The following is an 11,759-nucleotide window of genomic DNA, read 5'->3' on the forward strand; positions in this document are numbered from 1 at the left end:
GCTGGATTTCGACACCGAGCCAGCCGCGCTGAACGGAACCGCTCTTCATCAGGTCCTGAACGACCTGCTTGGCGGTCGAAGCGGGAATGTCGAAGGCGATGCCGACGCTGCCGCCGGACGGCGAGAAGATCGCGGTGTTGATGCCGACGACCTGGCCGTTGAGGTTGAAGGTCGGGCCGCCAGAATTGCCGCGGTTGACCGATGCGTCGATCTGGATGAAGTCGTCATAAGGGCCAGCGCCGATGTCGCGGCCGCGGGCGGAGACGATGCCGGCGGTGACGGTGCCACCAAGGCCGAACGGATTGCCGACGGCCACCACCCAGTCGCCGACGCGAACCTTGGAGTCATCGGCGAAGTCGACATAGGTAAACTTGCCGACGCCATCGACCTTGAGCACGGCGAGATCGGTGCGCGGGTCGGTGCCGATCAGCTTGGCGTCGAGTTCCTTGCCGTCATTCATCACCACGGTGAAGGCCGAGCCTTCCGAAACGACGTGGTTGTTGGTGACGAGATAGCCGTCATCCGAGATGAAGAAGCCGGAACCTTGTGCAACCGGCCGCGGCTGGTCGTTGTTGCGGTCGCGATGGCTGAAGCGCCTGTTGCCGCCACCCTGGCCGTCCTGATCACCAAATCCACGGAATTCCTTGAAGAAGCGGCGCAGTTGCGGATTGTTGGGCAGGTTGTTCATGCCATCCTGATCGTCGGACGGGTCCGAGCCGTCATCGGCGGCCGGGCTGATCTTGGCCTTGACCTTGACGCTGACAACAGCGGGAGAAACCCGCTCGACGACATCGGCGAAGCCCGGTACCTGCGGCGCCTCGACGCGCACGGCATCGGCCAGAACAGGGCTGGTTCCGCTGGTCAGCGCACCGACGCCGATCGCACCGGCCACGGCTACAGACGCGACGGCAGCCATGAGACGCTTGCGGGTGACGGAATATGAACGGGGGGCAATATTCATGGATCTCGTATCCTCTTTCCAAATGGACGCTGCTGATGGGCATCCTCAAGCAAGAGAATTAGAGTGGCGCACATTACAGCGCCATTTCCGACACATGAAACTTTGGTAATGTTTTGGGGTCGGGAGACGCACAAACCCGTTGGCCGCGATGCCCTATGCGCTATCTTGTACACAACTCAGCACAAGGCTTTCATAAATGACAGCAAGCACGCCTGGCGGATCGTATTCGTGAAATGGGCCGAGGCCTTGGTGATATGGCGACGGGCCGGCCAGGCCGGGTAACAGGCACATATGAGACGTTCATCGGCCGCCCGCCGTACATCATTGCTTATGAGTTGCGCCCGATCGCTGGCCGTCAGTGCGTCGTTATCCTGCGCGTCATTCACACGTCGCGGGACTGGCCCTCGGAGGAATGGCCGAGCTAATTGCCTAGTATCTTGTCCAGCGCCGCCTGTTCCTCAGTGGTCAGCGCATTGGTTGCCGTCGAGCGACGCGACCGCGCGGTCAGCACGATGAAAACGCCTCCCACCAGCAACAGCAGGACAGGCGTGCCCCACAGCAATGCATTGCGCAGGTCGAAACGCGGCTTGAGCAGCACGAACTCGCCATAGCGCGAAACCACGTAGTCCATGACCTGCTGGTCAGTGTCGCCGGCGACGAGGCGCTGACGCACGAGGACGCGCAGGTCGCGGGCAAGGTCGGCATCGGATTCGTCGATCGACTGGTTCTGGCAGACCATGCAGCGCAAGCCTTCCGAAAGCGCCCGAGCCCGCGCCTCAAGTGCAGGATCAGGCAGCATCTCGTCAGGCTTCACCGCCAAGGCCGTGCCGGCAAAAAACAGCGCCAGCAGCAGGATAATGGAGGTCAGCGAAAGCCGTGCGTTCATGGCAGGGTCGCGGATGGCACCACGCTCGCCTGCTTGCGCCGTCGCGACGGCGCGCCGACGCGCAGGCGCCGGTCCATCAGCGACATCGCCGCGCCCGCCATCATCATCAGGCCACCGCCCCAGATCAACGTCACCAGCGGCTTCCACCACAAACGCACGACGACCGAACCGTCTTTGCCCTCGTCGCCGAGCGAGATGTAGAGCTGCGAGAAACCGATCGTCCTGATGCCGGATTCCGTCGTCGTCATCTGCCGCACCGGATAAAACCGCTTGGCGGAGCTGATTTCGCCAACAGGGCTGCCGCTGACGCCGATCAGCTCGAAGCGGCCGCGATCCTCGCTGTAATTCGGTCCCTGGGCCGGATAAAGCCCGACGAAACGCAGCGTATGGCCGGACAGTTCGACGGTCTCGCCGGCATGCATCGACAGGATCTTCTCGGTGCCGAAGCAAAGTGTGCCGACGATGCCGAGCGTGGTCAGGCCGAGGCCGAGGTGAGCGAAGGCTGTGCCGAAGACCGAGCGCGGCAAGCCGAGCAAGCGCCGGACCATGATCCCCGTTGCGACGGTCCGAAAGCCGGATTTGACGGCGAGATCGGTGAGCGCGCCAAGGATCAGCCAGACGGCAAGGCCTACGCCCAGGGCTGCGAACACCGAGCCGCCGTCGATGAACAGAGCGGTGACCAGCGTCGCCAGCAGTGCCGCAGCAAAGGCCACCATCAGGCGCTGCGCGACGGCGAAGACATCGCCGCGCTTCCAGGCCAGCAACGGCCCGAACGGAACCACGAGCAGCAGCGGCACCATCAGCGGCCCGAAGGTGAGATTGAAGAACGGCGCGCCGACCGAGATCTTGTCGGCTGAAAAGGCTTCGACAGCGAGCGGATAGAGTGTGCCGACAAGCACGGTCGCCGTCGCCGTGGTCAGGAACAGATTGTTGAGGACGAGTGCCCCTTCTCGGGAAATCGGGTGGAACAGGCCGCCGGTCGTCAACCGGGAAGCGCGCAGCGCAAACAGCGCCAGCGAGCCGCCGATAAACAACGTCAGGATGCACAGGATAAACACGCCCCGGGTCGGATCGGTTGCAAAGGCATGCACCGAGGTCAGCACGCCCGAACGCACGAGGAAGGTGCCGAGCAGCGACAGCGAAAAGGTCAGGATGGCGAGCAGCAGCGTCCAGATCTTCAGCGCCGAGCGCTTTTCCATGACAATGGCCGAATGGAGCAGCGCGGTGCCCGCCAGCCACGGCATGAAAGACGCGTTCTCGACTGGATCCCAGAACCAGAAACCGCCCCAGCCAAGTTCATAATAGGCCCAGTACGATCCCATGGCGATGCCGCCGGTCAGGAACATCCAGGCGACCAGCGTCCACGGCCGCACCCAGCGCGCCCAGGACGCGTCGATGCGGCCTTCGATGAGAGCGGCGACCGAGAAGGAAAAACAGATCGAGAAGCCGACATAGCCGAGATAGAGGAACGGCGGGGGGATGGCGAGGCCGAGATCCTGCAGGATCGGGTTGAGATCGCGGCCTTCGATCGGCGCCGGGTTGAGCCGGATGAACGGATTGGACGTCGCCAGGATGAACAGGAAGAAGGCGGCGCCGATGGCGCCTTGCACCGCAAGCACATTGGCGCGCAGCGTCGCCGGCAGGTTGGAGCCGAAAGCGGCGACGAGTGCGCCGAAGAAGGTCAGGATCAACACCCAAAGCAGCATCGAGCCTTCATGATTGCCCCAGGTTCCGGTGATCTTGTAGATCAACGGCTGCAAGGAATGCGAGTTTTCCCACACGCTTGCCACCGAGAAATCGGAGCTCGCATAGGCACTCGCCAGCGCTGCGAAAGACAGCGCCGTCAAGGCGAAGCCGGTCACCGCGACCGGACCCCCGACGGCCATCAGGCGCTGGTTGTTCAGGCGTGCGCCAAACAGCGGCACGAGCGTCTGCACCAGCGAAAGCGCAAACGCCAGGACGAGGGCGAAATGTCCGGTTTCAACCATGCCCGTGATCCACTGTCGCTCTCCTGCCGGAGCTATTCACTCTTGCTCTCCTGCCACACGCCCTTGGCCTTGAGGCCGTCCGCAACCTCCTTGGGCATATAGCGCTCATCATGCTTGGCCAGCACGCTATCGGCAACAAAAACCCCGTCCGGGCCGAAACTACCCTCGGTGATGACGCCCTGCTCTTCGCGGAAAAGGTCGGGCAGGATGCCGGTATAGGTGACCTTGACCGATTTGTGCGTGTCGGTGACCGAAAAGCCGACCGTGGCCCCCTGCCCGCGCTGGATCGTGCCTTTTTCGACCAATCCACCCAACCGGATGCGCTGGCCAGGCTGGACGCTTGCCGTGGTGAGATCGGCCGGCATGTAGAAATAGGAGGCCTTCTGGCCAAGCGCGTAGAAAGTCAGCCCGGTCGCGGCACCCAGGAAGACCAGGCCGCCCGCGATCACCGACAATCGTTTCTGCTTGCGCGTCATGTCTTGTTCTACTCCGTCGCCGCAAGCCCAAGCGAAGCGGCAAAGGCGGTGAACTTCTTCGCCTGGTCACTGTCGGCCCCAAAGACGGCAATGGCGCGACCGAGCGCCTCACGCGCCTGATCGGCCTTGCCAAGCACGACATAGGAACGAACGAGCCGCATCCATCCTTCCGGGTCGTGCGGATTTTGCCGCAGTTTGTCGTCAAGGCCGGCAACCATGGTGTTGATCATGGCTTCCCGATCCTGCGGCGACATCGAGGATGCGGCGTCGATATCGCCGGCATCGGGGCCGTTGGCGGCGTCGCCAGAAGCCACTTCGGGGTTGCCGGACTTGGCCAGCGCCTGCTCGACGGCACCGCGCCATGGCGAGTCCGGCGGCAATCTGCCCAGCATCGCCTGCCATGCCGTGGTCGCTTCCTTGGCGCGACCCTCCTGCGCCAACGCCATGGCCAGGTAGAAACTGGCCTTCGCATTGGCCGGATCGAGCTTCAGGGCTGCCTCGAAAGCATCCTGGGCATCGGCCGAGACAATGCCGCCTGCCGCGCCGGCGATCGCCTCTCCGAGACCGGCCTGGCGAACGGCGCTGTCGCCATCAAGCCGAATGGCGTTGCGATAGGCATCCGCCGCGTCGGAAAAGCGCTGCATGCGCAGATAGACCGGGGCAAGCACGTCCCAGCCCCTGCCATCGGTGGGATTGGCGGCCAGATGGGCTTCGGCCCGCGCCACCAGTTCGTCGACCGAACTGTCGGCGGGATTCTTGGCCAACCGCTCGCTGAGCGGTTGTGACGGCAGGTCGGGAGAGCCAAGCTTGACATAGAGCCCCCAACTGACCAGCGGCACCGCCAGCACGGCTACGGTTGCCACCAGCCTTGCGGTGGCCGGCGCTCGGCCCGCGTTTGCGCCACCGGCGGTACCCGCATTGTCAAGGCGAAGGATGCGGCGAGCGATCTCGGCGCGGGCTTCGGCCGCTTCGGCCGGCTGGATCAAGCCACGCGCGGCGTCGCGGTCAAGCTCGGACAGTTGGTCGCGATAGACTTCGAGATCATGTTCGCCGCTCGACGACGCGCCCTTCGCGCTGGCGGCCAGCGGCAACAGCACCGCCAGGCTTGCACCCAGCGTGAGAATGGCGGCTATGACCCAGAACAGCATGGTTCTTCCAATAACGGCAGAGCTCTGCCGTGCCAACAGATGCATGCTGCGACGCTTTGACGACGCCAGCCGCCAATCGTCGGCAGACGGTCGTCAGGTCAGCGGCGTCCAGCTGCCATCGGCGTTGCGGCAAGCGGTTCCGCGCGCCGTGACTCCGGCGCCGCCGGAAAACACCGTCTGCGTGTACTGGCGGCAGTCCTGCGAACCGACGCGGTAGGGCTGGGCCGGAACCACCTCGCCGTAGCGCGAAGCCTGGGCGCCTTTCCACGTCACCTTCTGGCCGCTGGTCGTGTATTCCAGCGCTTTGTACTCAGCCTCGAGCGCGCTGCGCTTCTCGGTCTCGCTGAGGCCGTTGCCGATCGCCCCGCTGATGAGGCCGCCGCCCATCGCCGAAATGATCGTCGTGGTCACCTTGCCGCTGGAAGGAGGTGTCGAGGCCGGTGTCGCTGCCACGGTTGGACCCTTGCCGCTCAAGGTGGTGCAGCCGGAAACAGCCAGCAATGCGGAAACAAGCGCGACGCGAATCTTCATGCCAACAACCGGTTTTCTTGAGTTGGAGCCTGCCATGGATGCGCCGGGGGCCGCGTCATCGAGAAGTCGGCGTGGCCATAATATTGATATTTGTCGGAAATTTGGCCGCTGGCCGCTGCGGGACCAATGGACATGCCGCCAACAACATCTCCCGCCCCTCTATGTCGATCGGCTCTGGTGAACATCACTGAAGGCTCCGCAATCGCACCACCGCCTTCAATCCGCCCATACCGGACCGTTCGAGCGCCAGAACGCCTCCATACTCGTTGACGAGGTCTGCGACAATGGCCAGGCCCAGACCTGTTCCGGGCTTTGTCTCGTCCAGACGCCGTCCGCGCTTCAGCGCCTCGCGAGCCTTGTCCTCGGGAATGCCCGGACCGTCATCCTCTATGCCGATCTCGAACAGGCCGGCCGGGTCGTCCTTGCCGGTCAAGGGCACGATCGAGACCTGCACCGCGCTCTTTGCCCATTTCATCGCGTTTTCAAGGAGATTGCCCAGCAGTTCCTCAAGGTCCTCGCGCTCGCCGGCGAAGACGATCTCGCCCGCCGGCAGCGACAGCGACAGATTTGTCTGCGGATTGAGCTTCCGCAGAACCCGCACCATGCGCTGCACCAGCGGCGTCACCGGCGTGCGGTAGACGACGCTGTCGCGTTGTGCCGCGACGCGGGCGCGCTGGAGATAGTGTTCGACCTGCTTCTGCATGGAAGCCGCCTGTTCGGCGATCAACTGCCCCTTGGCGCCGCCGAGCGCGCGGCCCTCGTTGAGCAGTACCGCCAGCGGCGTCTTCAGCGAATGGGCGAGATTGCCGACCTGTGTTCGCGACCGCTCGACGATGCGCCTGTTGTTTTCGATCAGCGCATTGGTTTCGTTGGCAAGCGGTTCGATCTCGGCCGGGAAGCGGCCGTCGAGCCTCTGGGCGGTGCCTTCGCGCACCATGGCGAGCGCGTTCCTGACCCGGCGCAGCGGCTGCAGGCCGAGCAGGATTGCGATCGCGTTGATGGCGATCATGCCGACGCCGAACAGGCTGAGATAGGTCAGCAGGCGGCGCTGAAAGGTGGCGATTTCCTGTTCGAGTTCGCTCTGGTTGCCCATGACGCGGAAACGCGCGGCGCGGTTCTTGGCGTCGAGGACGAATTCGCTCTCGAACACTTCGAGTTGCTCGCCGTCGATGCCTTCGGCTGCGTAGCTGCGCTGGAAGCTCGCGTTGAACGGCACCTCGGCAACGCTCGGTGACGGGATCGTCGTGGTCATCGACGACGAATGGAGATCGCCATGCACGCCTTCCGAAGCGGGCTCAACCGACCAGTACCAGCCCGAATTCGGCTCCGAGAACCGGAGGTCGCCGAGATCTGGCGCGCCGGTCAGCGCACCGCTGTCGGAGATGCCGATCGAACCGATCAGGTTGAACAGATGCGCCGAAAGCAGGCTGTCGAAGCCGCGCTCGCTGGCTTGGCGGTATAGGGTGGTGATCAAGGTGAAGATGACAACGAGCGTCACGATCGCCCAGACCGTGGAAAAGGCGATGACGCGGAACGTCAGCGAACGCGGCCACAAACGCAGCGAAAGCGGCGTCCTTGCGGTTGGTTTGAGCGGTTCCGAGTTACGCCTCCGGCTCACGCATGCGGTAGCCCATGCCGCGCACGGTTTCGATCATGTCGATGCCCATCTTCTTGCGCAGCCGCCCGACAAACACCTCGATGGTGTTGGAATCGCGGTCGAAATCCTGATCGTAGAGATGCTCGACCAGTTCGGTCCGCGAGACGACCTCGCCCATATGGTGCATCAGATAGGCAAGCAGGCGGAATTCGTGCGACGTCAGCTTCAGCGGCACGCCGCCGACATCGGCCTTGGAGGCCTTGGTGTCGAGGCGCAGCGGTCCGCAGGTCAGCTCGGACGAGGCATGGCCGGCAGCGCGCCGGATCAGAGCCCGTAGCCTCGCCAGCACCTCCTCGATGTGGAACGGCTTGGTGACGTAGTCGTCGGCGCCGGCATCGATGCCGGAAACCTTGTCGCTCCAGCGGTCGCGCGCCGTCAGGATCAGCACCGGCATCTTGCGGCCGCCGCGTCGCCAGCGCTCGACCACGCTGATGCCGTCCATCTGCGGCAGGCCGATATCGAGCACGACCGCGTCATAGGGCTCGGTGTCGCCGAGGAAATGGCCTTCCTCGCCGTCGAAGGCGCGGTCGACGACATAGCCGGCATCGACCAGCGCATCCGATATCTGCCGATTGAGATCCTTGTCATCTTCGACGACCAGTACACGCATGCGGAGTTCGATACCTGTTGAAGAGCTTTGTCGGATGGAAGAGCTTTGTAGGATTGAAAACTGGGGCAGATATAGGCCGATTCCGGCGGCCTGGGAAACGTAGCCTAAGATTGATTGGATCAGTTCAGCGGAACGACGATCTCGGAACGGCGCGGACGTTGTCCGTCCTTGCCCGGAACGAGCACGACGATGACACAGACAGGCTGACCGCCGCGCGTCGATTGCGAGGCCTTGGCCAGCGTTCCGCCATTCTGCTCAGCCACCTGTTGGCCGATGGCGTAGCAATCGGAGGCCGCCAGTACGATCGGACTGGCAAGGTCGGGCGGCGCGATGACCGGCATCGCCATCGCCTGCGACGCAAACAGCCCGGCAGCACAAAGCGCCAGTGTCGCGGTTCGGAAGTGGGAGCGAAGCGTTTTCATGACCGGCGTTGTAACGCATCGGTGCTGAACGTGAAATGAACGGTGAACGCCGCTGAAAACATCCTCGCCACACCCCTGCAACGCGAGACAGTCAACCTGGGATTTCACCGCCTCGAACAGGCGAAATCCCGCGAAAGTCCAGTCTAGACTCCGTTTTGACCATATTGAAAGCGCATCAGGCATTTTCCTGCGTCATCGCGCGAAAACGCAGCAGCCCGTGATGCACGAGCAGATCCTCGTCATGGCGGGCTTCGGCAAATTCCAGCGACAGTCGTGTCTGGCCGCGAGGGCCGATCACCAATGCTGCGTCGGCAAGGCGCACCTGGATGGCGGCCATGATGGCTAGCGTTTCGGCATCACCATGGGCTTTCGACCAGACATGCAGCGTAATCAACTGATCGTCAGTGTTCTCGATGCCCGTATCCCAGTCGAAAGCGGAGGTATGGCCGCAGGTCACGTACGGAAAAGCGGCGTTGTCGGTTGGCCGTTCGAGCAGTCCGGCGCCGCCCAACAAGGCCGACAGCGATGCGTCGCTTCTCAGCCTGAGAAACACTGCCTGCTGCAAATCGCCTGGCGCGGTCATCGTCTTTTCCTCCGGTTCCTGCGCTGCCGACTGTTGCTTTTCGGAAGCTGTCCGCGTTCTGCGTGTTCTGACAGATATAGCCATTCGACGCGCAGAGGCGATGGCGATTCGTCATCGGAATGATGGATGCCGATGATCTCGAAAGGGCGGCTTTGCCAAGACCACCGTCGCGGGCACCACGCCGTGAACATGGACTCTCGATTCCTGGTCACATATTCTCGCTCCATACAGCGTCGCATGACGCAATGTTTCCTTGCCGTTTTTGATCCAGGAAGCAATTTCGGAAGCTGATGATGCTCGATGCAGAAAAGACCAGGGCTGCGTCGCGGTTGTTGGTAGGCCACTGGGACAAGGGCACCCGTCTCGACGCCATACCCGAGGCGTTGCGCCCACAAACACGGCTCGAAGGTTACGCTGTCCAGTCGCATGTCATGGATCGCTCGGCGGCTCCGCTTTTCGGCTGGAAGATTGCCGCGACCAGTCTGGCGGGACAAAGGCACATCAACGTCGACGGCCCCATGGCCGGACGTCTCCTGGCCGAGAAAGCGGTGGAGATCGGCGGGACCGTTTCCCTGGCGACGAGCAAGATGCGCGTGGCCGAGATCGAGTTCGCTTTCCGTTTCGGCCGCGAGCTGCCGCCTCGTGCGGCACCCTATGAAATCGCCGAGGCGATGGAAGCCGTGGCGAGCTTGCACCCGGCGATCGAAATCCCGGACTCACGGTATGACGATTTCTGCGCCGTCGGGGCGCCGCAGCTCATTGCGGACAATGCCTGCGCCAATCTGTTTGTCATCGGCGAGGCGGCGGAAGACGACTGGCACGACGTGGATCTTGCAAAGCACCCCGTGATCGCGTCCGTTTCCGGAAGGTCGCAACATAGCGGATCGGGAGCAGCCGTATTGGGCGATCCTCGCATCGCGCTTACCTGGATCGTCAATGAACTGTCGGGCCTGGGCATAGCGCTTCAGCCGGGACAGGTGGTGATTACCGGCACCTGCGTGACACCGATAAGCGTCGAGGCAGGCGACGAAGTCATCGGCGATCTAGGCAGGTTTGGCCGCGTCTCGGTGCGGTTTGTCTAGGCTCCGCGCTGCCTGGCCACGAAACTGCGCACCGCCAGCACCAGCACGGTGATGATGATCAGGATCACCGACAATGCCGCGATCGCCGGGTCGATGTTGTCGCGCAAGCCCATCCACATGAGCCGCGGCAGCGTGATGGCGTTGACAGAGGTGATGAACAGGGTGACGCCGATTTCTTCCCAGGACAGCACGAAGGAGAGAAGTGCGGCGGTGACGATGCCGAACTTGATGTTGGGCATGATGACGCGGGTGGCGCGCTCCCACACAGTGGCCCCTAAGCCCCGCGCGGCAAGGTCGATGCGGCGGTCGAGCTGGCTGAGAGAGACCAGCATCAGCACCGTGGCGAAGGGCACGGTCATCACCGAATGGGCCATGGCGACGCCAAGCCAGGTGTCGTAGCCGAAGAACGCGCTGAAACCCGAGATCGAGGTGAGCAAGAAGTAGAGCGTGATCGCCGAGACCACCGGCGGCACCACCATCGGCAGTAGCACGAAGCCGACCAGGGCCGCGGTGAAGCGCGGCTGGAACATCCAGACGCCAAGGCTGAAGCACAGCGCCAGCACAGTTGAAAAGGCGCTGCTGACGACACCGATGCGGATCGAGAGCAGAATCGATTGGAGCCAGCGCGGGTCTTCGATCAGCGCCCGGTAATGGCGCAGCGACAGTTCGCCCGACGGCATGGCCAGCATGCGGCTCGGCGTCAGCGACACCGGGATGACGGCGAGCAGCGGCATCAGCAGGAACAGCGCCACGAAGGCGGCGATGATCAGCGAGACGGGACCGGGGCGGTAGGTCGGCATCAGATCAACTGCTTCGGTCTGACATATCGGAACAAGAGCGCCATCAGCGCGCCGACGAACAGCACCAGCACGACGCTGATCGCTGCACCCAAGCCCCAGTCCGGGCTCTGGAATATCCTGAGATAGATCAGCTCGGCAATCATGACGCTGCGGCCGCCGCCAAGGATCGCTGGCGTGACGAAGAAGCCGAGCGAGAAGACGAAAACGATCATCGCCGCGCCTATGATGCCGGAGCGCGTCATCGGCACGAACACCGTCCAGAAGGTGCGCATGCGGCTGGAGCCGAGCCCGCGCGCCGCCAGGAGCACGCGGTCGTCGAGGCTGCGCATGGCCGATGCCAGCGGAAAAACGGCGAAAGGAATGAGGAAGTGCGTCATGCCGACGATGACGCCGAATTCGTTGCGCACCAACGCCAGCGGTTCGGAGATGAAGCCGATCGCCTGCAGCCACGTGTTGATCAGGCCGCGATTGGAGAGCAGCGCCACCCAGCCGAAGGCACGGGTCAGCACGGAAATCCAGAAGGGAACGAGAATGCAGAACTCGGCGATCAGGCGCTGTGCCGGGGTTCCACGCACCCAGACGACGGTGATGGCGTAGGCAGCGGCCACCGAGACC

The 11,759-nt window shown here is 63.3% G+C and carries 13 protein-coding genes and 1 pseudogene; 2 read left to right on the forward strand and 12 right to left on the reverse strand.

Translation table 11 applies throughout. From position 1 onward, the window contains the following. The coding region (locus tag EN994_RS04810; RefSeq protein WP_127307414.1) for a trypsin-like peptidase domain-containing protein at positions 1-961 on the reverse strand (961 nt) is incomplete at its 3' end. A gap of 206 nt (positions 962-1,167) precedes the next feature. On the opposite strand from EN994_RS04810, the pseudogene EN994_RS04815 reads away from it, so the two are divergent. Continuing rightward, positions 1,168-1,386 (forward strand): annotated as a pseudogene (locus tag EN994_RS04815) (type II toxin-antitoxin system RelE/ParE family toxin); the annotation flags it as partial. Here EN994_RS04815 and EN994_RS04820 read toward each other — a convergent pair. The 9 genes from EN994_RS04820 to EN994_RS04860 form a co-directional block, all read right to left on the reverse strand. Continuing rightward, positions 1,383-1,847: a cytochrome c-type biogenesis protein gene (locus EN994_RS04820; protein ID WP_013532633.1), complete on the reverse strand. Its 465-nt coding sequence runs from the start codon at positions 1,845-1,847 to the stop codon at positions 1,383-1,385. The pseudogene EN994_RS04815 and the gene EN994_RS04820 sit on opposite strands and share 4 nt — an antisense overlap. After that, positions 1,844-3,835, reverse strand: a complete 1,992-nt coding sequence (locus tag EN994_RS04825; protein WP_127307415.1) for a heme lyase CcmF/NrfE family subunit — start codon at positions 3,833-3,835, stop codon at positions 1,844-1,846. Before EN994_RS04825 ends, EN994_RS04820 begins: the two co-directional genes overlap by 4 nt. A 32-nt stretch (positions 3,836-3,867) precedes the next feature. After that, the gene (gene ccmE, locus EN994_RS04830) at positions 3,868-4,311 is read right to left on the reverse strand and encodes a cytochrome c maturation protein CcmE (protein ID WP_013532635.1); all 444 of its coding nucleotides are present in this window, start codon (positions 4,309-4,311) and stop codon (positions 3,868-3,870) included. An 8-nt stretch (positions 4,312-4,319) separates the two neighbouring features. Then, complete coding sequence (ccmI, locus tag EN994_RS04835; protein ID WP_013532636.1) at positions 4,320-5,459, reverse strand: c-type cytochrome biogenesis protein CcmI; 1,140 nt, start codon at positions 5,457-5,459, stop codon at positions 4,320-4,322. A gap of 93 nt (positions 5,460-5,552) precedes the next feature. Continuing rightward, on the reverse strand, positions 5,553-5,990 hold the full coding sequence (locus EN994_RS04840) for a hypothetical protein (protein WP_013532637.1): 438 nt from the start codon (positions 5,988-5,990) through the stop codon (positions 5,553-5,555). Positions 5,991-6,174: 184 nt separating this feature from the next. Further along, positions 6,175-7,608 carry an ATP-binding protein gene (locus tag EN994_RS04845; protein ID WP_013532638.1) on the reverse strand — a complete coding sequence of 478 codons (1,434 nt, stop codon included), beginning with the start codon at positions 7,606-7,608 and terminating at the stop codon, positions 6,175-6,177. Beyond that, the gene (locus EN994_RS04850; RefSeq protein WP_013532639.1) at positions 7,592-8,257 is read right to left on the reverse strand and encodes a response regulator transcription factor; all 666 of its coding nucleotides are present in this window, start codon (positions 8,255-8,257) and stop codon (positions 7,592-7,594) included. Before EN994_RS04850 ends, EN994_RS04845 begins: the two co-directional genes overlap by 17 nt. A gap of 119 nt (positions 8,258-8,376) precedes the next feature. Continuing rightward, positions 8,377-8,679: a hypothetical protein gene (locus EN994_RS04855; protein ID WP_013532640.1), complete on the reverse strand. Its 303-nt coding sequence runs from the start codon at positions 8,677-8,679 to the stop codon at positions 8,377-8,379. A 175-nt stretch (positions 8,680-8,854) separates the two neighbouring features. Beyond that, the gene (locus tag EN994_RS04860; protein ID WP_013532641.1) at positions 8,855-9,262 is read right to left on the reverse strand and encodes a DUF3168 domain-containing protein; all 408 of its coding nucleotides are present in this window, start codon (positions 9,260-9,262) and stop codon (positions 8,855-8,857) included. Positions 9,263-9,555: 293 nt separating this feature from the next. Between EN994_RS04860 and EN994_RS04865 the strand changes: the two genes are divergently transcribed. Further along, positions 9,556-10,344, forward strand: coding sequence for a fumarylacetoacetate (FAA) hydrolase (locus EN994_RS04865; RefSeq protein ID WP_013532642.1), 789 nt, complete (start codon positions 9,556-9,558; stop codon positions 10,342-10,344). Here the strand turns inward: EN994_RS04865 and EN994_RS04870 are convergent. Continuing rightward, positions 10,341-11,144: an ABC transporter permease gene (locus tag EN994_RS04870; RefSeq protein ID WP_013532643.1), complete on the reverse strand. Its 804-nt coding sequence runs from the start codon at positions 11,142-11,144 to the stop codon at positions 10,341-10,343. The two genes, EN994_RS04865 and EN994_RS04870, sit on opposite strands and share 4 nt — an antisense overlap. Next, positions 11,144-11,759: ABC transporter permease (locus tag EN994_RS04875; RefSeq protein ID WP_164745813.1), on the reverse strand; the 616-nt coding region annotated here is incomplete at its 5' end. The genes EN994_RS04870 and EN994_RS04875, both read right to left, overlap by 1 nt.

This window comes from Mesorhizobium sp. M7A.F.Ca.CA.002.09.1.1 (assembly GCF_003998555.1).
GTDB classification, from domain to species: Bacteria; Pseudomonadota; Alphaproteobacteria; order Rhizobiales; family Rhizobiaceae; genus Mesorhizobium; species Mesorhizobium ciceri.

Coding starts and splice junctions, on each gene's coding strand:
- EN994_RS04820 (WP_013532633.1), bottom strand. CDS start 1,847: ATGAACGCACGGCTTTCGCTGACCTCCATTATCCTGCTGCTGGCGCTG.
- EN994_RS04825 (WP_127307415.1), bottom strand. CDS start 3,835: ATGGTTGAAACCGGACATTTCGCCCTCGTCCTGGCGTTTGCGCTTTCG.
- ccmE (WP_013532635.1), bottom strand. CDS start 4,311: ATGACGCGCAAGCAGAAACGATTGTCGGTGATCGCGGGCGGCCTGGTC.
- ccmI (WP_013532636.1), bottom strand. CDS start 5,459: ATGCTGTTCTGGGTCATAGCCGCCATTCTCACGCTGGGTGCAAGCCTG.
- EN994_RS04840 (WP_013532637.1), bottom strand. CDS start 5,990: ATGAAGATTCGCGTCGCGCTTGTTTCCGCATTGCTGGCTGTTTCCGGC.
- EN994_RS04850 (WP_013532639.1), bottom strand. CDS start 8,257: ATGCGTGTACTGGTCGTCGAAGATGACAAGGATCTCAATCGGCAGATA.
- EN994_RS04855 (WP_013532640.1), bottom strand. CDS start 8,679: ATGAAAACGCTTCGCTCCCACTTCCGAACCGCGACACTGGCGCTTTGT.
- EN994_RS04860 (WP_013532641.1), bottom strand. CDS start 9,262: ATGACCGCGCCAGGCGATTTGCAGCAGGCAGTGTTTCTCAGGCTGAGA.
- EN994_RS04865 (WP_013532642.1), top strand. CDS start 9,556: ATGCTCGATGCAGAAAAGACCAGGGCTGCGTCGCGGTTGTTGGTAGGC.
- EN994_RS04870 (WP_013532643.1), bottom strand. CDS start 11,144: ATGCCGACCTACCGCCCCGGTCCCGTCTCGCTGATCATCGCCGCCTTC.